The organism is Nonomuraea sp. NPDC050328 (assembly GCF_044459405.1).
Classification (GTDB): Bacteria; Actinomycetota; Actinomycetes; order Streptosporangiales; family Streptosporangiaceae; genus Nonomuraea.
This window is the reverse complement of the sequence record NZ_JBITIW010000003.1, coordinates 1-22,489: the sequence shown is the minus strand read 5'-3', so window position 1 is coordinate 22,489 and position 22,489 is coordinate 1. Positions and strand designations below refer to the sequence as shown.

The 22,489-nt window shown below is 74.3% G+C and carries 9 protein-coding genes; 2 read left to right on the top strand and 7 right to left on the bottom strand.

Annotation, left to right across the window (positions count from 1 at the left end; translation table 11 throughout):
- Positions 1-10: 10 nt before the first annotated feature.
- The 7 genes from ACIBG7_RS11290 to ACIBG7_RS11260 are packed head-to-tail and all read right to left on the bottom strand — an operon-like array spanning position 11 to position 13,708.
- Complete coding sequence (locus ACIBG7_RS11290; RefSeq protein ID WP_397335963.1) at positions 11-1,237, bottom strand: cytochrome P450; 1,227 nt, start codon at positions 1,235-1,237, stop codon at positions 11-13.
- Complete coding sequence (locus tag ACIBG7_RS11285) at positions 1,234-3,837, bottom strand: KR domain-containing protein (protein ID WP_397335962.1); 2,604 nt, start codon at positions 3,835-3,837, stop codon at positions 1,234-1,236. The genes ACIBG7_RS11290 and ACIBG7_RS11285 overlap by 4 nt, the downstream gene beginning before the upstream one ends.
- The gene (locus ACIBG7_RS11280) at positions 3,834-5,180 is read right to left on the bottom strand and encodes a cytochrome P450 (protein ID WP_357929906.1); all 1,347 of its coding nucleotides are present in this window, start codon (positions 5,178-5,180) and stop codon (positions 3,834-3,836) included. The genes ACIBG7_RS11285 and ACIBG7_RS11280 overlap by 4 nt, the downstream gene beginning before the upstream one ends.
- A complete protein-coding gene (locus ACIBG7_RS11275; RefSeq protein WP_397335961.1) occupies positions 5,177-10,927 on the bottom strand; it encodes an SDR family oxidoreductase in 5,751 nt (1,916 codons plus the stop codon). The genes ACIBG7_RS11280 and ACIBG7_RS11275 overlap by 4 nt, the downstream gene beginning before the upstream one ends.
- 3 nt (positions 10,928-10,930) lie before the next feature.
- Positions 10,931-12,349 (bottom strand): acyltransferase domain-containing protein, encoded by a 1,419-nt coding sequence (locus ACIBG7_RS11270; RefSeq protein ID WP_397335959.1) that lies wholly within the window; start codon positions 12,347-12,349, stop codon positions 10,931-10,933.
- 26 nt (positions 12,350-12,375) lie between these two features.
- Entirely contained in the window at positions 12,376-12,897 is a 522-nt protein-coding gene (locus ACIBG7_RS11265) for a PaaI family thioesterase (RefSeq protein WP_357929914.1), read from the bottom strand.
- A gap of 46 nt (positions 12,898-12,943) precedes the next feature.
- Positions 12,944-13,708: an SDR family oxidoreductase gene (locus ACIBG7_RS11260; protein ID WP_357929917.1), complete on the bottom strand. Its 765-nt coding sequence runs from the start codon at positions 13,706-13,708 to the stop codon at positions 12,944-12,946.
- Positions 13,709-14,019: 311 nt separating this feature from the next.
- Between ACIBG7_RS11260 and ACIBG7_RS11255 the strand changes: the two genes are divergently transcribed.
- Together ACIBG7_RS11255 and ACIBG7_RS11250 are read left to right on the top strand one after the other, a co-directional pair.
- Positions 14,020-22,389, top strand: coding sequence for a type I polyketide synthase (locus tag ACIBG7_RS11255; protein WP_397335958.1), 8,370 nt, complete (start codon positions 14,020-14,022; stop codon positions 22,387-22,389).
- Between the two features lie 35 nt (positions 22,390-22,424).
- Positions 22,425-22,489: polyketide synthase docking domain-containing protein (locus tag ACIBG7_RS11250; protein ID WP_397336695.1), on the top strand; the 65-nt coding region annotated here is incomplete at its 3' end.

Here is a 22,489-nt window from a genome sequence, read left to right as displayed (position 1 = left end):
GGGGGGTCGGTCATCGGCCGTAGCCGACAGGCAGCTTGTACGGCCCGCGGAAGGTGGGCATCACCGAGCGCTCGACCGGGTCGGCGAGCAGCCGGGGCGCGGGGACCCGCTCGACGAAGGCGCGGACCGCCTCGTCGTGGACGAGCTGGCCGAGCCGGCCGCCGAGGCAGTAGTGGATGCCGTGCCCGAAGGCGATGTGCTTGACGCCGGACCGGCCGAGGTCGAGCCGCTCCGGGTCGGCGAACTGGGCCGGGTCGCGGTGGGCCGCGCCGATCCAGACGAACACCTCGTCGCCCGCCCGCAGCTCGTGCCCGCCCAGCTCGAACGGCTCGCGCGCGCGGCGCTTGGTGAGCTGGATGGAGGCGTCGTAACGCATGAGCTCCGGCGTGGCCTCGGCCACCGCCTCCGGATCCTCGCGCAGCCGCCGGTAGGCCTCGGGGTCGCGCAGCAGGTGCAGGAGGCTGTTGCCGATCTGGTGGGCGGTGCTGACCTGGCCGGCGGTGAGCAGGAAGGCCAGGTTGCCGTGCAGTTCCTCCTCGTTGGCGAAACCGCCGTCGGTGTAGCAGTCGGCGAGCGTCTGCACCAGGTCGTCCCGCCCCGCCTCCTCGCGCCTGGCGGCCACCTGCTGGGCGAAGAAGGCGGTGTACTCCGCCACCCCGCCGAGCAGCTTCCGCTGGTGCGTACGGCTCAGCGGGCCGTCGTCGATCAGCAGGCCGAGACTGAGCATCCACGACAGGTAGCGCTCGTCGTAGGCCGGGATGCCGAGCAGGCCGGTCAGGCTGATCGCGGGCAGCACGAACCCGAAGCGGTCCATCGCGTCGAACTCGCCGCTCTCGCCGGTCAGCACGGCGTCCAGCAGCGCGTGGGCCAGCTTGGCGACGTCCTCGCGCATGGCGTCCACCTGACGGCGCAGGAACGGCCTGGTCAGGTGCTGGCGCAGCCTGGTGTGCTCCGGGGCGTCGCTCACCACGATCTGCTGGTCGATCGCCCGTTGCGCGGCGTCCAGCCCCGGCTCGCCCGGCAGGCGGTCCTGGCCCCAGTGCGGTCGTCTGGCCGACAGCCTGGGGTCCATCAGCGCGGTCTGCGCCGGGGCGTACCCGGTCACCATCCACGCGCCGTGGTCGCCCATCTCCTCGTCCCAGTACACCGGGTCGGCCTCGCGGACCCGCCGGTAGAGGGGGTAGGGGTCGTCGATGTGCTCCCGGCGGTAGATGCCGGCCATCGTGACCTTCGTCATCGGCTGCCTCCTGCGCCGTCGGGCCCTTCATGAACGTCCAGCTCCATGACCGTCCTGCCGTCGCCGGGGTCAACCCCTCGCCAGCCCCGCCCACCCCTGCTGACGACCACCCCGCCGGGGACCCCGTCTGGGGAGCCGGGGACGGCCTCAGCCGGGCAGGTCAGCCGGGCGATCCGCAGCCTCCCGGCTCGACCACCCGTCACCGCCCCGAGGACGGCCTCCACCGCCGCGACCGGCAGCCGGTGGCGGGGCGGCAGGTCGGCCACCCACAGGTCGGCAGGCCAGCACGGCGCCACCTCGGCCACCCGGCCCTCCCCCTCGTCCCGCCACCGCGCACCGGGAATCACCAGCCCACGCCACTCCAACCCCGGCCCGGCAACCGACTCGCCACCTTCGCGGCCACCACCCGCTACGGCGGAACCGCGCCCAGCAGCCGGCACGGCAGAACCGGGCCCAGCGGCCGGCTCACCGTCCTCCCGCCCACCAGCCGAGGCGGCGGCGGCGGGCGCGCCTCGTCCAGCCGGTACGGCGGGGCCGTGGCCGGTGGCGGTTGTGACGGTCATCGAGGCCACCGCGGAGCCGTCCTCGGGCCGGCGGAAGATCACCGAGACGGCCCAACGACCGTCCAGCTCGGTGACCTCGGCCTCCCGGTCGAGGATCAGGGCACCGTCCTGGGCCACCAGGCCGGCCAGGTCGACCTCCACCCCACGCAGCTCGTCAGGAACAAGCGGAGGCCCCTGCTCCGGCACGAGCCACTCCGCCGACCGCAAAGCGTTCTCGAGCAGCAGGCTCGCCGGGAGCGCCGCCCGCCCCCCGACCAGGAAATCGCCCAGCGCAGGCACGGCCGCGGCGTCGAAGCGCACCCGGCAGGACAACCGCTCCTGGGGCCGGAAGACGAGCGGCTCCCCCAGGTGGAACAACCGCGGGCAGGCGACGTCAAAGCCCGGCAGCTCATGCTCCACAAGGAACTGGGCGGCCTGCACCGGCCGCAGCGCCTGCCCGAGCCGCCCGAGGAAGGTCACCTCCCCAGCCCCGGCGACGAGCTCCCGGCACCAGAGGTCAAGCCCCTCGGCGGGGTCGAGCGCGCTCATGTACCGCAGCGCGGCGTCGACGTTCCCCGAGACGCTGAGGTCCTGCCACAACGGCCAGCACACGGTGAGCGCGCGGAACGACGGCCCGGCGGATGCCGTCTGCCCGGCCCACAGCCCGAGCCGGGCCAGCGCCTCGTTCCCCGCCGCGTAGTCGAGCTCCCCCGTCATGCCGCCCAGCCGCCCGGTGAGGGATCCGGCGGCGCAGAGGAAGTCCAGGTCCCGTTCACGGACGCCGGCCAGCAGCCGGAGCAGGCCGGTGACCTTGACCGCCACCCCGGCCAGCAGATCGCGGTCGGACTTGGCGGGCAACCGAGCGGGCCGATCGACCCCGGCCAGATAAACCACACCGGCCAGCCGCCGCCCCGGCCCGCCAACCACCGCGTCCAGCCGCACCCCCGGGTCCCCCTCCAGCTCCGCCTGCGGGGAACCGACCGGGGGGCGGCGCGGGGACAGGTCGTCGAGGAGGGCGTCGACCGCCGCCTGGTCGGTGAGGTCGCAGGGCAGGTAGCGGATGCGTAGGCCGCGGTCGGCGGCGGTGCGGAGGTTGTGGTGGAGGTCGCGCCGCTGGGACAGGCGGGCGAGGTGGGTGCGGGTCTCGCGCAGGGAGCCGTCGGCGGCGGCCTGGCGCAATCGGTCGTGGCGGTAGGCGGTGAAGCCGGGCTCGTCCAGGGTGAGCCAGTCCTCGTCGCCGGCGGGCGGGGGGCGGCGGCCGGTGACGACGACCTCGCACCCGTACCGCTCGGCCAGTTCGGTGGCGAGGGCGTAGCCCAGGCCGACGCCGCCGCCGCAGACCAGCACGATGTCGTCCGGGCCCAGCTCGGTGGCGGGGGGTGGGGTCGGGCGGCGGCGGGGGACGAGGGTCATGCGCCGGCCCTGGTGGTAGCCGACCTCGCACAGGCCCCACCGGTACAGCTCCCGGGCCACCAGGGTGGGGAGGTCGGGCTGGCGGGGGTGGGCGACGTCCACGATGCGGGCGTTGAGGGTGGGGAGTTCGCGGTGGAGGGTCTTCGCCAGGCCCGCCCAGATACCGCCGAGCGGCTGATACACGACCGGCCCGCCGAGCCCACCGGACGGCTCGCCGTACCCCACGGTGTCGCTGAGCCCGCCGGACGGCTCGCCGTACCCCATGGTGCCGCCGAGGTAGGTGACGGCGAGGTAGCCGAGGCGGTGGCAGTCGGGCTCGGCGGCCCAGTCGTCGTAGCAGTGCCGCAGCACAGCGAGGGTGCGCAGCAGGGGCTTCTCCCAGGCGGTCGGGTCGGCGAGGTCGAAGGGGTCGGCGAGGGTGAGGTCCACGACGGCGTCGGGCACGCCGGGGTCGCCGAGCCGCCAGAGCCGCGCCCCGGCGGCGGCGAGCTCGGCGCTCACCCGGTCGGCCGTCTCGTCGAGGCCGCCGAGTACGGTGACCAGCCGCCCGGCCAGGTCCTCGCTGGGGTGGCCGGGCAGGGGCGGGGCGGGGGCGCACTCCCAGGTGTAGCGGTGGACCGTGGGGTTCGGCATCGGCGCGCTCACGCCCGCTTCCGGGTGAGCCGCAGCCGGATGCCGCCCGCCGGGCGCAGCGACACCAGCCCGATCGGGACGACCCGCTGGTCGGGCACCAGGCTCAGGGTGAAGCGCCGGACGATCATGGCCAGGGCGAACTGCAGCTCCAGCAGGGCCATGGCGTAGCCGACGCAGCGTCGCGGCCCGCCGCCGAAGGGCAGGTAGGAGTACCGCGCCGGTCCGGGGCCCGCGGGGCAGAACCGTTCGGGGTCGAACTCGTCGGGGTTCTTCCACACCTCGGGGTTGCGGTGCGCCGCGTACGGGGGGATGAGCAGGGTCGTCCCGGCGGGCACGTGGTAGCCGCCGATCACGTCGTCCTCGACCAGGTCGCGGGGGAAGACCCAGATCGGCGGGTGGAGCCGCAGCGACTCGTCCACCACCTGCCGCAGGTACGGCAGGCGCGGCAGGTCGGCGGGGACGGGCGCCCGGTCGCCGAGCACGTCGCCGAGTTCGGTCTCCAGCTTGCGGCGCACCTCGTCGTGGGTGGCGACCGAGTAGAGCGTCCAGGCCAGGGCGCAGCCGGTGGTCTCGTGCCCGGCCAGGAAGAGCGTCTTGAGCTCGGCCCTGATCTGCCGGTCCGGCCACGGACGGCCGGTCTCGGCGTCGGTGGCGCTGAGCAGCGCGCTGACCAGGTCGTCGGGGTCGCCGCCGCCGGCGCGGTGCAGGGCGATCACGTCGTCCATCACCCGGTTGAGCACGCCCTGGTGCCGCCGGAGCTCGCGCCGGTACCTGGTCGGCACCCAGCGCGGCAACATCTGGCTGACCTCGCCGGTGAGGATCATCGCCTTGAGCGAGAAGCGCACCGCCGGGGCCAGTTCGGCGTAGCGTTCGCGCAGGTCGACGCCGAAGAGCATGCGGCTCAGGACGCCCATGGCCAGCCACATCATGTCGTCGACCAGCTCCACCTCCTCGCCGCGGTCGGCGGCGGCGCCCCAGCGTTCGAGGAGTTCCTCGACGCTGGCGGTGATGACGCCGGAGGCGCCGTGCAGCCAGGAGCGCTGGAAGAACGGCTGGCTGACGTCGCGGCGGGCCCGCCACTCGGGGCCGTCGGTGGTGAGCATGCCGCGGCCCATGAAGAGGTTGAAGCCCTGGTAGAAGCGGCCGCGGCGGTAGTTGTCGACGTTGTCCTGCAGGACGTGCTTGATGAACTCCGGCCCGGTGAGCTGGTGGACGAGGTAGGGGCCGAGCCGGACGCGGGCGATGCCGCCGTAGCCCTGCAGCTCGGTGAGCAGGCTCAGCGAGTCGCGCTTGAAGCTGCTCAGCGCGCCCATCAGGTGGCGGCCTTCCGGCCCCGGCGCTACGGGTGCGGTCATCGTGACTGTCCTCCAACGGCCGCGGGGGCCTGGTCGGGCGCGTGGAATTCGCCGGTGCCGATGTCGAGGTGGCCGAGGACGGTGGCGGTGATGTCCTTGATCTGGGCGACGACCTCGTGGCCCGGACCGGCCGCCACGAAGCGGTTGGCGGACGGGCCGGCGCCGAAGGCCGGGCCCGGCGGGGTGGCGTAGAGCTCGATCGGCCCGGCGGCGGCCAGGTCCAGGTCGTTGGCCCGCTGGTAGAGGTCGATGCGGCGGATGGCCAGCGGCGCGGCGACCGGGACGAGCCGCCCGTCGACCGGGTGCAGCACGCCCATCCGGGCCAGGCCGTCCAGGAGCAGGCTCGGCATGGTGAAGCGCGACCAGACCGGGTCGCCGGCGGGCAGGTCCGGCGCGAACCTGGCGCGTTTGCCGCGCGGGTGGGAGCGGGTGCCGGCCGTGGTCACGAACGGGCCGGTGAGCCGTACCGGGCCGCCCGGCAGGTGGTAGGGATCGGGCACGGGGAACTCGGCGGGGTCGTCGGGCCAGGGCTGGATGCGCGGCGGGGCGGCGAACCGGGCGGCCAGCAGGACCCGGGTGCTGAAGTGCGTGACGTCCTCGGCGAGGAGCGCTCCGTTCGGGGCGACGAGGTCGGTGGCCAGCCGTACCTCGACGGTGGCCAGGTTCTCGTCGGCGTGCACCAGCCGGGCGTGGACGCGTTTCGGCGCGGGGGCGACGCCGGGGTAGAGCCGCAGGAACCGCTCGAAGCGCAGGTCGGTGAAGCCGACCACGGGCAGGCCGGGGCGGAGCGCCTGGGCCGCTTCGGCGGCGATCTCCGTCAGGAAGGTCCCGGGCAGGGTGGGGTGGCCGTTGACGAGGTGGTGCCGCAGGTAGGGGTCGGTGTCGACGTCGAAGGCGCACGGCCAGGCGAGGGCTTCGCCGGGCGTGCCGGTGGCGGGTCCGCGCAGGTAGAAGGGCGTGGGTTCGCGACGAGCAGAGTTCTCGAAGAAGTTCGGGTAGGACTGGGTGACCGTCCGGCGCTCCGGCTCGCCCAGGTAGACGACGCTCGCGGCCGGGGTGGCGGCGTGCAGTTCGCGGACGAAGTGGTGCACGCCCTCGTGCGGCTCCATCGGCGTGTAGAGGCCGCGCCGCTCGTAGTAGTCGCTCACCAGGGGGTCGGCGCCCATGCCGACGCCGCCCCACAACGTCCAGCCGAGGGTCAGCTCGGCCTCGCTCGCGGCGGCCGCGGTGGCCAGGAAGTCGTTGCCGGAGGCGTAGTCGGCCTCGCCGAGCTGGCCGAAGAAGCCGAGCAGCGAGCCGAAGCTGCACCACAGCGCGGGCGGCCGGGCGGCCAGGGCCCGCTTGAGGTTGCGGTGGGAGCGCAGCTTCAGGTCGCGGACCGCGCGGAAGGTGGCCAGGTCCTTGTCCGGCATCAGCGCGGAGGCGTTCCGGCCGGCCGCGTTGACCAGCAGGTCGATGCCCGGCGTCTCGGCCAGGATCGTGCCGATCGCCTGCCGTACCGCGTCGGGGTCGGTGGCGTCGCAGGTCAGGTAGCGGACGCGGTCCGGGCCGCAGTGCGCGGCCATGGCGTCGAGGTTGCGGCGGGCCGCCCTGGCGTCGGCCATCCGGTCGTACTCGCGGCTGAACACCGCGACGGGCACGCCGGGTCTGGCCTTGAGCTGGGTGCGCAGGTAGTCCTTGCGGCCCGCGGTGAAGTCGGCCTCGTCCTGGGTGAACAGGTCGGGCGGGTAGGTGCCCAGGGGGTTGCTGCCGAGCAGGTAGAGGGTCGGCCGGAACTGCTCGGCGAGGGCCTTCATCAGCTCGGCGGTGATGCCGCGTGCGCCGCCGACCGCGACGACCACCGACCGGTCGGACAGCCGTGCCGTGCCGGTGACGTCCGCTGGTCGGTCCACCAGCGTGTAGGCGTGCCGTTCGCCGTCCACGGCGTACACCACCGGGAGGGTGCGGGCGCGCCGTGCCTCCTGCTCTGCTTCCTGTACGGCGGAGCGGACGTCGCGGGCCGAGGTGGCGAGCAGGAAGCGGTCGGGGGCGGGCGACTCCAGGTGGGCGGTCTTCATCAGGCCGGAGAACAGGCCCACGTACGGGTGGGGGCGGCCCGCCCGGTGGGCGCCGAGCAGGACCATCGTCGCCGGGGCGGTGGTGGCGTGGCGCAGGCACAGGAAGGCGAGGTCGTGCAGGCGCTCGAGGTCGGGGGCGGGGTCGGTCAGGGGTGGGGTGTCGGCCAGGTCGGCCAGCAGGCTCAGGTGGGTGGGTGGGCGGTCGCCGAGCAGGGCCGCCACCGCTTCCTCGGTCGGGTCGGGCAGGTGGTGCCAGCCGGGGCGGGGCTCGGGGAGCGGCCGGCTGGACAGGACGATGGTGCCGGGGGGCAGGGTGAGGGCGGCGGCGCGGTCGGGGGTGTCGACCAGGAGGATGGACCCGGCCGGCAGGAACGGTCGGGGCGGGCCGGTGGCCGGGGCGGGGGCGGGCCGTAGCTCGGCCACGTGCCGCCGCACCTGCACCGGTTGGCCCGGGCCGTGGTGCTCGCCGTCGGCGAAGCGCGCGTCCAGGAGAGGCTCGGGCGTGGAGGCGGGGGTGAAGGTGATGGCGGGGGCGCCTGGGGTGGTGGAGCAGGTGACTGTGACGGGGCTGTCGGAGTGGAGCGCCCGCAAGAGGGCCAGGCCGCCGGACGCGCCGAGGTAGCGGGCGTGCTCGGGGGCGCCGGCACCGCACTCCAGCACCGCCGCGCCCTCCGCCGCCGCGCCCTCCGCCGTGGCGGCCTCCGCCGTGGCGACGTCGGCATCGGCATCGGCATCAGCATCGACGTCGATCCAGCCGAGCACCGGCAGCCCGGCCGCTGCGGCGACCGGCTCGGTGGCGAGGGCGAACAGGAAGGCCCCCTCGGCCGCCTCCGCCCCCCCGAGCAGGGCGCGCATCTCGGGCAGGGTGTTGCCGTTGATCCCGCCCACCAGGGCCAGCCCCGCCTCCCCCGCCCGCAGATACCGGCAGGCGACGTCGAAGGAGTGCAGGGTCGAGGCCAGCCCGGCGTCGATCGTCAGGTTGGGCCCGTTGAGGTGGAAGTAGTTGGCGACCCGCGCCGAGATGATGTTGGGCATCATCCCGGGAAAGGAGTCCTCGTTGGAGGCGGGCACGAGCCGCTTGGCCTCCTCCCGCAGCCCGTTCAGCACAGCGGGGAGCGCCCCGGAGGCGGCCAGCCGCTGCCCGCCGGACAGCACCGCCTCGACGCTGTCCAGGTAGCAGCGGTTGGCGTACAGCAGGCCGGCCCGGGTGGGGCCGAGGTGCCCGACCACGACGGCGGCCCGCTCGGCGAGGTCCGTCCAGGCTCCGGCGAGCTGGGCGCGGAGCTGGTGCCCGCACTCCAGGATCATGAGCTGGCAGCGGTCGATCGTGCGGGTGGTGCGCGGCGGCAGCCGTACCTTCTCGAACTCCGGCACCGGGTAGAACTCGCCGAAGCTGCTCTCCGGCGCGGGGCCGTCGCCGCGGAGCCATGCGGCGGCGTCCTGCCCGGCGCCGGGCAGGTGCGCGGCCCAGCCGACGAGCGCGATGCGCTGCCGACCCGCGCCGGGCGCAGCCGCTACAGGCCGGGCGCGCGGGGTGTCGGTGAGGACCAGGTGGGCGTTGGTGCCGCCGAAGCCGAACCCGGAGACGGCGACGGCACGGCGCGGCCCGCTGGGCCAGGGCCGTGCCTCGGTGGGGATGTGCAGCCGGGACTCGGCGATGCGGAAGTCCTCGGGCGGCGACTCGAAGCGGAACTGCGGCGGGATCGTCTCGTGCCGCAGCCCCAGCGCGCCTTCGATCACCGACAGCACGCCGGCCGCCCAGCCGGTGTGCCCGACCAGCGACTTGTTGGAGGTGACGGCGACCGGCCGGTCGGTGTGGTAGCCGCGCAGCGTGGTGAACTCGGCGACGTCGCCGGCCGGAGTGCCGGTGGCGTGGGCGATGATCCAGTCCACGTCGTCGGGCTCGGCCCGCCGCATGGCCAGCGCCTGGCCGTCGGGGTTGGGCGCGTAGATCGCCTTGCCCTTGCCGTCGGAGGAGGTGCCGATCGTCTCGATCACGCCCAGGATCTCGTCGCCGTCGGCGCGGGCGCGGCTGAGCCGCTTCAGCACGACCACGGCGGCCCCGTCGGCGAAGATCACGCCGTCGGCGCCGGCGTCGAGGGCTCGGACGGTGCCCTGCTTGGACAGGCCCTGCAGCTTGGCGAACAGCACGGTGCCGCGGGGCCCGAGCGCGAACGCGCCGCCGCACACGGCCACGTCGGCGTCGCCGCTGAGCAGCGCCTTGGCCTCGATGTCGATCGCGTAGAGGGAGGAGGAGCAGGCGGTGTCGACCATCTGCAGGCGGGTGGCGGGCGGGAGCAGCCCGTCGACGGCCCGCCGGCCGACCTGGTGGGGCAGGTAGCGGCCGGGGTCGGCGGTGGCGCCCCGGTGGTAGCGCCCGGCGAGCCGCTCGCGCACCTCGGCCTGGACCGCCGCGCGGGTGGCGTCGTCCAGGTCGAGCCCGGCCAGCAGGCGGTCGGCCCGGTCGGTGACGGCGGCCAGGACGCCGGCCTCCTCCAGGTGCTGGTTGCCGTCGGGGGTGTAGCCGATGCTGCAGGAGAAGCGGTCGCCGGGACGGACGGTCACCCCGTCCAGGGCCTGGGCGATGGAGTGGCGCAGCCACAGCGTGGTGTGCTCGTGCTCGCCGGGCTGCTCGCCCTCGGCCAGCACGCCGGGGGCGGGGCGGAAATCGGTGATGAAGACGCAGTGGTCCTGGTAGGACTTGTCCTCGGCGTCGGGGTCCGTGGAGTGGAACTCGGCGCTGGGCCAGCGGTCGGCCGGGACGGGGACGAAGAGTTCCGCGCCGCGCAGGCGCAGGTCCCAGTACTCCTCGGGGCTGTTGGCGCCGGCGACGGCGAGGCCCATCCCGACGATCGCCACCGCGTCCTCGCCCGGCTCCTCAACAGGTTCTTCTGCGGGGCGGGGCTGAGACGTCGGCGGGCCGAGGAGGGTGGTGCCGAGGGACAGGCCGCCGTCGGCCAGCACCACCTGGCCGGTGATCCAGCGGGCCTGCTCGCTCGCCAGGAAGGCCACGACCGCGGCGAACTCCTCGGGCGTGCCGAGCCGTCCCATCGGGGTGGCCCGCCGGATCGCCTCCTGCATGCGTTCGGCGTCGGGGAAGCGTCCGGCGACCTCGCTGACCAGCATCGCCGCCGAGGCGGTGTTGACCCGGACGTTGCGCGGGGCGTACTCGGCGGCCAGGTACCGGGTCAGCGCCTCCATCGCCGCCTTGGCCGGGGCGCAGGCGAAGTAGTTGGCCATGACGAACTGCGCGCCGCCGAGCGCCGAGACGTTGACGATCGAGCCGCCGCCCCGCCGCTCCATCAGGGGCACGGCGTGCCGCGCGCACTCCAGGGCGCCCTTGACGTTGGTGTCCCAGCCCTTGTCCAGGTGCTCGCCGGTGACCTCGGCCAGCGGGAGCAGAGCGCCCGAGGCGGCGTTGTTGACCAGGATGTCGAGGTGCCCGTGCCGTTCGGCGACGGTCTCGAACATGCGGGCGACCTGCTCGGGACGAGCCACCGAGGCGCGGATCGGCTCGGCCGACCAGCCCGCCTCGGCCAGCTCGGCGCAGGTCCGCTTGGCCTCCTCGTGCGCGTGGAAGTAGTTGACGATCACGTGCGCGCCGCGCCTGGCGAGATCGGCCGCGATGGCCTTGCCGACGTTCCGCGCGCCTCCGGTGACCAGCGCGATCTTGCCGTCCAGCCGCTCCATGGGTCAGCGCCCGGCGCTCTCGTGCGCCACCGACCTGACGTAGGCGATGACCTTGCCCATGGTGGCGACCTCGTCCAGGCGGAAGCTGCCGGGCCTGGCGGGCAGGCCGTACCGTTCGGAGACCCGGGTGAGCAGTTCCACCTGCTTGACGGAGTCGATGCCGAGCTCGGCCTCCAGCAGGACGTCGTCGGTGAAGACCTCGACGGGGTACTCCAGCGCGTCGGCGTACAGTTCCCGGAGCTCACGGTCGAGGTCACCGGCCGGTACGGCGGCGCCGTACTCCTCGAACTCGCGGCGGATGTGATCCAGGACCCCGCGCCCGCGCGCGGCCCAGAACGCGGCGAAGGCGGCGGCATCGACGCCGGGCAGCAGCCCGGCCGGCACGGCCGGCTGGGCCGGCTCAGTGTCGAGGCGGGCGGTGTCGAGCCGGGCGGTGTCGAGCAGGCCGAGTTCGCGCAGCCGCGCCACGGCCGGTTCGGCCGACCGGGCGCCGGCGGGCAGCCCGGCGACGACGGTGATCCCGTCCGCGCCCAGGTTGCGCAGGATCAGCTTGCCGGTGGTCTCCAGCGCGCCGCACTCGACGAAGACCCGCGCCCCGGCCGCGTGCAGGGCGTGCGCGGCCTCGGCGAAGCGGACGGGAGCCACGAAGTGCCCCGCGAGCAGGTCCCCGAGGTTCTCGCCCGGTTCGTAGAAGCGGTGGTAGATCGGCGAGTAGACCGGGGTGTGCGGCTCGCGCTGCGGGATGGCCCTGATCGCGGCGGCGAAGCGGGCGGCGGCCGGTTCGAGGAGCGGGCAGTGGAACGGCACGCTCGCCGCGAGCCGGGCGAAGGAGACGTTGATCGCCCCGGCGACGCCGCGGACGGTCTCCATCGCGGCCCCCGACCCGGACACCACGGTCTGGGCGGCGTGGTTCTCCGCCGCCACGGCCAGCGACTCGTCCCCGACGAAGGCGACGAGCTGCCGCGCCCGGTCCGCGCCGGTGGCGAGCGCGGCCATGTAGCCGCCGCGCAGGTCGAGGCCGCCGATCGCGTCGACCCGGGCCCAGATCAGCCGGGCGCCGTCCTCGACGGTGTAGGCCCCGGCGCAGACGAGCGCGCCGATCTCGCCCAGGCTGTGCCCGGCCAGGACGTCCGGCCGCCAGCCGGCGCCGGTGAGCACCCGGTGCACCGCCACGCCCATGCCGTAGATCGCGAGCTGGGAGACCCAGGGCTCGTCGGCGAGCAGGCCCTCCATCGTCGCGGGCGTGGTGCCGAGCACGATCGCCGACAGCTTGCGCCCGGCGACGGCCGCGGTGACCGCGTCGATCTCGGCGAACACGTCGCCGACCTCCGGATGCCGTTCGGCGGCGGCGAGCAGGGCCGTGCCGTCGAAGGCCCCCTGCCCGGGGAACAACGCCGCCGTGGTGAGGTCCCGATCCTTCATCGTGTGATCTACTCCCCTGGTTGGTCTCACGTCTGACTGCCGGCACCCGGCATCCGCAGGATCAGGCAGGTGGTCGTGCCGTGCGCGCACAGGTCGCCGGAGGCGTCCGTGACGCGGCACTCGGCCGTGGCGGTGCGGCTGCCCAGGTGGACGACCGACGCCTCGCACCGCAGCCGCCCCGAGTGCACACTCACCTGGCGGACGAAGTTGCTCTTGACCTCGAGCGTGGAATAGAGGACCCCGGCCGGCAGCATGGTGTGCACCGCGCAGCCCATGACCGTGTCCATCAGGGTGACGAGCACGCCCCCGTGCACGCCGCCGAACGGGTTGTACTGGTACTCGGCCGGTTCCATGACGCCGGCCGCCCGGCCCTCCTCGGCGTCGGTGAGCCGGAAGTTCAGCATCGAGCAGGCGGGCGGCGGCGGCAGGGCGCCCTTGATCAGGGCGCGGAGGCAGTCGAGACCGCTCAGGCCGAGACCCTCGCGGGCGAGGATCCCGGGGTCCTCCCAGGAGATGACGTGCTGGCGGGTGCCGGCCGGCTCTGGCATGGACTGGCTCCTGTCTGTCTCGGTGCCCCGTGGGACCGGCTCGCGGTCAGCGGATCTTCTCGGCGCCGCCGTCGACGACGTAGTCGCCGCCGGTGATGAAGCCCGCCGCGGGCGAGGCCAGGAAGACGATCAGGTTGGCCACGTCCTCCGGCGTCCCCCACCGGCCGAGCGCCACCTGGGCGAGCGCGGGCAGGCTGGTGAGGAACTCGTCGGCCTCGAAGCCGTAGGAGGCGGCCAGCCGCGGGCCGTACTCGTCCCACAGCGGGGTGCGGATGAGGCCGGCCGAGACGGTGTTCACCCGGATGCCGCGGGGCGCGAGCTCCTCGGCCAGGCCCTTGCTCAGCACGGTCACCCCGGCCTTGGCGGCGCCGTACCAGTGCGGGCCGGTGGAGGGCCAGCGGGCGACGCTGGAGGACAGGTTGACCACCGACTCGCGCAGCAGGCCGAGCAGCGAGCGCGTGACGCGGACGGCGGAGAAGAGGTTGAGCTCGATCGCCCGCTGCCAGGCGGCGTCGTCGATGTCGCCGAGGCCGGCCACCGGCAGCCCGGTCAGGCCGCCGACCAGGTTGACCAGGATGTCCACCCGGCCGAGCTCGGTCTCGGCGGCGCGCCGCAGCGCCTCGGCCCCCTCGGTGGTGGTGAGGTCGGCCTGCAGCGTGAGAGCACCGCTCTCCTTCAGCGCGGGGCTGAGCTCGATGTCGGCGCCGAGGACCGTGACGCCCTCGGCGAGCAGCGTGCGGACGACCTGGCCGCCGATGCCGCCGCCGGCCGCCGTCACGACCGCGGTTTTTCCGGAGAGATGCAGATCCATTTTCCCGTTTCTCCTTCTGATGGGCCGGGACGGGACGCGTCCAGAAGGGCCTGCGCAGCCGTGCGGACTCGATGAGAAAAATATCGGGACGCAATAATCTGCCGGTCATTTACAGCCCACGAGCCATTCATCACCGGCCCATCGCCCGCGATGACCTGCCCCTGGAGAACCGCCGTTTCCGCGTTTCCGAAATGGCTCGCGGGTTGCTGCACTGTGACCGCTCGCCCATAGGCTGCCGCGAGGTGTGTTATGTGCGCCGCTGCCGTCCGCGCGGAATGCGAGTATCCGCTGGATTCTTAGGGGATTCATTGATGAATGGGCAGGAGAGCGGAACAGAGCGGTCCGGGGCGGAGCAGGTGGCCGTGGTCGGCCTCGCCTGCCGCCTGCCGGGCGCGACCGGTCCCGGCGCGCTCTGGCGGCTGCTTCGCACCGGGTCGAGCGCGGTGGGCCAGGCGCCGGCCGACCGGTGGGGCGGCGCGAGCGAGGCCGACACCGGCCCGCGCCGCGGCGGCTTCCTCGCCGACGTCGACCACTTCGACGCCGCCTTCTTCGGCATCTCGCCGCGCGAGGCGGTCACCATGGACCCGCAGCAGCGGATCATGCTGGAGCTGGTCTGGGAGGCGCTGGAGGACGCCCGGATCGTGCCGGCCACCCTGCGCGGCAGCTCGACCGGCGTCTTCGTCGGCTCGCTGCGCGACGACTACACCGCCCTCGTCTACGGGTACGGCGGAGCCGCCATCACGCCGGAGACGATGACCGGCACCAGCAGGGCCGTCATCGCCAACCGCGTCTCCTACCACCTCGGGCTGCGCGGCCCCAGCCTGACGGTCGACGCCGCCCAGGCCTCCTCGCTGGTCGCGGTGCACCTGGCCGCCGAGAGCGTGCGGTCGGGCGAGTCGGCCATGGCGCTGGCGGCGGGCGTCAACCTGAACCTGCTCGCCGAGAGCGCGGTCGCCGAGGACCGGTTCGGCGGGCTGTCGCCCGACGGCGAGTGCTTCACCTTCGACGCCCGCGCCAACGGCTTCGCGCGCGGCGAGGGCGGGGCCGTGGTGGTGCTGAAGCCGCTGAGCCGCGCCCTGGCCGACGGTGACCGCATCTACGGGGTGATCCGCGGCGGCGCGGTGAACAACGACGGCGCCACCCCCGGGCTGACCGTGCCCAGCGCCGAGGCCCAGGAGCAGGTGGTACGGCAGGCGTGCGAGCGGGCCGGGGTGCCGCTCGACGCCGTCCAGTACGTGGAGCTGCACGGCACCGGCACCCCGGTCGGCGACCCGATCGAGGCCGCCGCGCTCGGCGCCTGCCTGGGCGCGGCCCGCCCGGCCGGCTCGCCGCTGCCGGTAGGCTCGGTCAAGACGAACATCGGGCACCTGGAGGGCGCGGCGGGCATCGCCGGGCTGCTCAAGGTGCTGCTCAGCCTGCACCACCGGGAGCTCCCGCCGAGCCTCAACTTCGAGACGCCCAACCCGGCGATCCCGCTGGAGGCGCTCAACCTGGCGGTGCAGCGTGACCTCACCTGCTGGCCGCGGCCCGACCGGCCGCTGGTGGCGGGGGTCAGCTCGTTCGGGATGGGCGGCGCCAACTGCCACCTCGTCCTGGAGGAGGCCCCCGCCCGCGCGGCCGAGCCCCGGCCGAGCGAGGTGCCGGAGACGGTGCCGGAGACGGTGCCGGAGACGGTGCCGGAGACGGTGCCGGTCACGGTGACCTCGGTGGTGCCGGGAACGGTGCCTTCGGTGGTGCCGTGGGTGGTGTCGGGGCGGTCGGCCGAGGCTCTGGCCGCTCAGGCCGGGCGGCTGCTGGAGGTCGACGCCGAGCCGCTCGACGTCGCCCGCACGCTGCTGTCGGCCAGGACCACGTTCGAGCACCGCGCCGTCGTCCTGGGCCGCGACCGCGAGGAGCTCACCAGCGGCCTGCGCGCCCTCGCCCATGGCGAAAGCGCCCCGAACCTCGTCCGCGGCCCCGGCGGAGGACCGGAGCGGATCGTCTTCGTCTTCCCCGGCCAAGGACACCAGTGGGCCGGAATGGCCGCCGAGCTGTGGGACCAGGCCCCGGCGTTCGCCGCGAAGATGGCCGAGTGCGAGGCGGCCCTGGCCGAGTTCGTCGACTGGCGCCTGAGCGCGGTGCTCCGAGGCGAGCCCGGCGCGCCCGCCCTGGACCGGGTGGAGGTCGTCCAGCCCGTGCTCTTCGCGGTCATGGTCTCCCTCGCCGAACTGTGGCGCTCGTACGGCGTGCGGCCCGACGCGGTGGTCGGCCACTCGCAGGGCGAGATCGCCGCGGCCTGCGTCGCCGGCGCGCTGAGCCTGCGCGAGGCCGCCCGGGTGGTGACCTTACGCGCCCGGGTCATCGCCTCCGGCGCGGCCGGGCGCGGCGGCATGGCCTCGCTGCCGGTGAGCCGCGCCGAGGCCGAGGACCTGCTGTCGCGCTGGCCGGGCCGGCTGTCGCTGGCCACCGTCAACGGCCCGGCGGCCGTCGTGGTCGCCGGCGACGTGGACGCGCTGGACGAGCTCCTGGCCCGGTGCGCCGCCGAGGACGTCCAGGCCCGCAAGGTCGCGGTGGACTACGCCTCGCACTCGGTGCACGTCGAGGCGCTGCGCGAGCCGCTGGCCGAGGTGCTGGGCGCCGTCCACCCGACGGCGTCCGTGGTGCCGTTCCACTCGACGGTGACGGCCGGGCCGCTGGAGGGGACCGCGCTCGACGCCGGGTACTGGTACCGCAACCTGCGGCAGACCGTCCGGTTCGAGGAGACCGTCGCCGGGCTGCTCGACGACGGCGACGCGGTCTTCGTGGAGCTGTCGGCCCATCCCATGCTGGTGGCGGGGCTGGAGCAGATCGCCGAAGCCCGCGGCAGCGAGCGGAGCGCGGCGATCGGCACCCTGCGCCGGGACGAGGGCGGCCTCGACCGCTTCCTGGCCGCGGTGGCCGCCGCCCACGTCCACGGGGTGGCCGTGGAGTGGAACGTGGCCGGTGGGGAGCTGGTCGACCTGCCGACCTACGCCTTCCGGCGCCTGCCGTACTGGGTGGGGCGGGAGCCGTACGCCCCCGAAGCGGCGGCCCGCCCGGCGCCGGCCGGACGGCTCTCCGCGGCGGACGGGCGCGAGCGCCGCCGGGTGGTGCTCGACCTCGTCCGCTCGGAGGCCGCGGCCATCCTCGGCCACCCCGGCCCGGCCACCATCGAGCCGGACCGGACCTTCCGCGACCAGGGCTTCGACTCGCGGATGACGGTGGAGCTGCGCACCGCGCTGGCGCTGGCCACCGGGCTGCGGCTGGCGACCTCCCTGCTGTTCGAGCACCCGACCCCCGCCCGGCTGGCCCGCCACCTGGACTCCCTCCTCCCGGCCGGCGGCCCCCTCCCCGAGGAGGCCCCCGCGACCGCCGAGGTGGTCGCGCTCTCCGGAGCGGGCGGGCGCGGCGGGATGGCCGGCTCCCGCATGGCCGAGCCGATCGCCATCATCGGCATGGCCTGCCGCTACCCCGGCGACGTGCGCTCCCCAGAAGACCTCTGGAACCTGGTCGCCGCCGAGATGGACGCCACCGGCGACTTCCCCGCCGACCGCGGCTGGCGGGACGACCTCTACCACCCCGACCCCGGCGCCTCCGGCACCAGCTACGTCCGCCGCGGCGGGTTCCTGCGCGACGCCGCCCTCTTCGACGCCGCCTTCTTCGGCATCTCCCCCCGCGAGGCCCTCGCCATGGACCCGCAGCAACGACTGCTGCTCGAGACCGCCTGGGAAGCCGTCGAACGGGCCGGCCTCGACCCGACCACGCTCCGCGGCAGCCGTACCGGCGTCTTCGTCGGCGCGACCGCCCTGGAGTACGGCCCGCGGATGGACGACCCGGCGGCCGGCGTGGAAGGACACCTGCTCACCGGCGGTACGGCCAGCGTCATGTCCGGGCGCATCGCCTACCAGCTCGGCCTGACCGGCCCCGCGCTCACCGTGGACACCGCCTGCTCGTCCTCCCTGGTCGCGGTGCACGCGGCGATCGGCTCGCTGCGTTCCGGCGAGTCGGCCCTGGCCCTGGCCGGCGGGGTCGCGGTGATGTCCACGCCCGGGATGTTCGTCGAGTTCTCCCGGCAGCGCGGCCTGGCCCCCGACGGCCGCTGCAAGCCGTTCGCCGCCGGAGCCGACGGCACCGCCTGGGCCGAAGGGGCCGGCCTCCTGCTCCTGGAGCGCCTGTCCGACGCCCGCCGCCACGGCCACCGCGTGCTCGCCCTGATCCGTGGCTCCGCGGTCAACCAGGACGGCGCCTCCAACGGCCTCACCGCACCCAACGGCTCCTCGCAGCGGGAGGTCATCCGCGCCGCCCTGGCCGACGCCGGCCTCCGGCCCGGGGACGTGGACGCCGTCGAGGCCCACGGCACCGGCACCGCCCTCGGCGACCCCATCGAAGCCGACGCCCTCATCGCCACCTACGGCCCCGCCCACTCCCCCGCCCAGCCCCTCGCCCTGGGCTCCCTGAAGTCCAACCTCGGCCACACCCAGGCCGCCGCCGGCGTCGGCGGTGTGATCAAGATGGTCCAGGCCATGCGCCACGGCGTCCTCCCCCGTACCCTCCACATCGACGCCCCCACCCCCTTCGTCGAGTGGAACGGCAGCGGCGTCGCCCTCCTCACCGAATCTCGCCCCTGGCCCACCGTCTCCCGCCCCCGCCGAGCGGCCGTCTCCTCCTTCGGCATCAGCGGCACCAACGCCCACCTCATCCTCGAACAGCCCCCGACCGCCCCAGAACCCGCCGCTGCCTCCGGAGCCTCTTTCCCGGCCCCGGCTGGTTCGACCCAGGCTGGCTCGGTCGCAGCTGGTTCGGTCGCAGCTGGTTCGGTTCCGGCTGGTTCGGTGGCTTGGTTCTTGTCCGGCAAGACGCCACAAGCCGTCCACGACCAGGCAGCCCGACTGGCCGACCACGTCCGGGCCCACCCAGAGCTCAACCCTGCCGACGTCGCCCACACCCTCGCCCGCCGCACCGCCCACGAATACCGAGCCGCCGTCACCGGCGAAACGCTCGACGAACTGGCCGCCGCCCTCGCCTCGGTCACTGTGGTTCAGGCCCCGCCACGCCAACCGGTGACGTTCATGTTCTCCGGCCAGGGCAGCCAACGGCCCGGGATGGGCCGCCACCTGTACGCCACCCAGCCCGTCTTCGCCCAGGCCCTGGACGAGGTTCTCGCGGCGTTCGACCTGCCGCTCAAGTCGATCCTCTTCTCCGACGACGGTGACCTACTCGGCCAGACCCGCTACACCCAACCCGCCCTGTTCGCCTACCAAACCGCCCTCTACCGGCTCGTCGAGAGTTACGGGCTGACGGCTGATCGGGTGATCGGGCACTCTCTCGGCGAACTCACTGCGGCCCATGTCGCCGGCGTCCTCATCCTTCAGGACGCCGCCACCCTCATCACCGCCCGAGCCCACCTCATGGCACAAGCCCCACCCGGCGCCATGATCTCCATCCACGCCACCGAAGCAGAAGTCACCGACACCCTGCAAGGGCGGACCAACGTCTCGATCGCCGCCACCAACACACCCACCCTCACCGTCATCTCCGGCAACGCACACGCAGTCGAAGAGATCGCCGCCCTGTGGGCCGAGCGCGGACGACGGACCAAGCGGCTCCCAGGTGACCACGCCTTCCACTCACCCCTGATGGACCCGATCCTTGACCAGTTCCGAGCGGTGGCAGCGACCATCACCTACCACGCGCCCAAGATCGCGACCACAAGGGAGTCCTACGACGCCGACTACTGGACCCAGCAGATCAGACAACCCGTCCACTTCCACCAAGCCCTCGAAGCCGGAAGCGCCTACGTGGAGATCGGACCCGACACCACCCTGACCACCCTGACCCGCCACACCCTCCCCGAAGCCACAGCCATCTCCACCCACAACTTCCCCGAAGCCCTAGCCCAAGCCCACACCCACAACCTCCCCACCACCTGGCCCACCGGCAACCAAACAGACCTCCCCACCTACCCCTTCCAACACCAGCGCTACTGGCTAACCCCCACCCCCGCCAACACCCCCACCACCCTCGGCCTGGACACCCCGAACCACCCCTTCCTCCTGGCCGCCACCGACCTGGCCGAAGCCCACCAAACAATCCTGTCCGGCCGCCTCCCCCTCCCCGACCACCCGTGGCTGTCCGACCACGTGATCGAGGGAGCCCCCCTCCTCCCCGGCACAGCCTTCCTCGACCTGGCCACCACAGCCGCCCGCCAGGTGAACGCCCGAACCGTCGAGGAACTCACCCTCGAAACCCCCCTCCACCTCACCCCCGGCACCCGGCCCAGGCTGCAGGTGACCGTCGACCCCCCGGCGGAGAACGGCGACCGCCGGTTCGCCATCCATTCCCGCGCCGAGGACGCCTCGTGGACCCGCCACGCCACCGGCGCGCTCAGCGACCGCGACCTCCCCACCTCACCGATCACCGCCTGGCCGCCCCCCGGCGCGGTGCCCGAGGACGTGACCGCCCTCTATGACCGCCTGGCCGACCTGGGTTACGCCTACGGCCCGGCGTTCCGGCTCGTGGAGTCGGTGTGGCGGGCCGGTGAGGAAGTCTTCGCCGAGGTGCGGATGCCCGAGCCGGGCCCGTTCGCCCTCCATCCCGCGCTGCTGGACGCCTGCCTGCATCCGCTGGTGGCCACCGGTTCCGACCCGGGCACGATCCGCTTGCCGTTCGCCTGGACCGGGGTCACGCCGGGACGGGCCGGAGCCGAGCGGCTGCGCGTGCGGCTCTCCCCGGCGGGCCCGGACACGTTCAGCGTGGCCGTCACCGACGAGTCGGGCGCCCCGGTGCTCACCGCCGAGTCGCTCTCGCTCCGCCCGATCGCCCGCTCGCAACTCACTCACCTGGCCAGCGAGAACGACGGCCTCCACGAACTGGCCTGGCGCCCACTCATCCCCGCCGAGCCGTCGCAGACGAGCTGGGCCGAGGTGACCTCCGCCGACCAGCAGTCGCGGCCGAGCTGGGCCGAGGTGACCTCCGCGGACGACCTCGCCGCCGCCGCAGGTGTCGACCTGGTCCTCGTACGGCAAGCGGTCCCCGGCCCGCACACCCCCGAGGCCGCGCACACACAACTGACCCACGCTCTCAGCCTCCTGCAACGCTGGCTCGGTGACGACACCTTCGCCCGCTCCCGCCTCGTCTTCGTCACCCGGCACGCCGTAGCCGCCCTCCCCGGCGAGGACGTGACCGACCTGTCGAACGCCGCCCTCTGGGGCCTGGTCCGGACGGCCCAGTCCGAACACCCCGGCCGCCTCCTCCTGGTGGACCTCGACCACCGGGCCAGGATCGAGGACGCGCTCAACGCCGCCGCGACAGGCGAACCACAGGTCGCGATCCGCGCCGGCGTGCCGTACAGCCCCCGCCTGATCCCGGCCACGACCGCCGCCGATGGACCGACCCCCGTTCAAGCGGCGCTCGACCCGGCCGGAACCGTGCTGGTGACCGGCGGCACCGGCGGGCTCGGGGCGCTGTTCGCCGAGCACCTGGTCACCCGGCACGGCGTCACCCGCCTGATGCTGGTCAGCCGCCGCGGCCTGGACGCCCCCGGCGCGGAGCGGCTGCGCGAGAGGCTGACCGCGGCGGGCGCGGCGGTCGAGATCGTGGCCGCCGACGTGGCCGATCCCGGCGCGGTCCAGGCCCTGCTCGACGGCATCGCCCCCGAGCACCCGCTGACCGGCGTGGTGCACGCGGCCGGGCTGCTGGACGACGCGACCGTCGAGACCCTCACCCCCGAGACCCTGGCCGGCGTCCTGCGCCCCAAGGTGGACGCGGCCTGGCACCTGCACCGCCTCACCCTGCCGCACAAGCTGTCGGCGTTCGTGGTCTTCTCCTCCATCTCCGGCCTCGTCGGCATGCCCGGCCAGGCGGGGTACGCGGCGGCGAACTCCTACCTAGACGCGCTGGCCGCGCACCGAGCGGCGGCCGGACTCGCGGCCACCTCCATCGCCTGGGGCCTGTGGGGCGGCGACGCCGGCATGGGCGCGGACCTGGACGGCACCGGCCTGGCCCGCTGGGCCCGCTCCGGGGTCGCGCCCCTGGCGCCGGCCCGAGGCCCCGGCCTGTTCGACGCGGCGCTGGCGCACGGCGGCACTCTGCTGGTGCCGGCCGACCTCGGCCCGGCCCGCACCCGCACCGACGCCCCGCCGATCGTCCGGGAACTGCTGCGGCGAACCCCGGACCGGCCCGACACCTCGGCGGCTGAGCCGTGGCACGTCCAGGTCGTGCGGAGGCCGCGCGAGGAGTGGCCGGCCGCGACGACGGAGCTGGTGCTCAGCCGTACGGCAAGCGTGCTGGGCCACGCCGGTCCGGCGGCGATCGACCCCGACCGCACCTTCCTCGACCTGGGCCTCGACTCCCTCACCGGCGTCGAACTGCGCAACCACCTCAACACCGCCACCGGCCTGCGGCTCCCGACCACGATCGTGTTCGACCACCCCACCCCGGCCGCCATGGCCACCTACCTGCACGGCCAGCTCGCCCAGCAACACTCCCCCGCCCACACGGTCCTCCAAGAGCTGAGCCGCGTCGAAGCCCTGCTCACCGCCGGGCCGCTCACCGACCCGCAACCCATCACCAGCCGTCTGCGCCACCTCCTCGACCTGTGCCAAGGCCACACCCCCGGACCTCATGACGATCTCGACAGCGCCAGCGACGGCGAGTTGTTCGCGTTCGTGGACGGCCTCGACTGACCCCGACCACCCGCTACCAGGAGGAGTGACACCGCGTGGCTGACGAACAGGAACTCCGCGACTACCTCAAGCGCGCCATCACCGACGCCCGCCAAGCCCG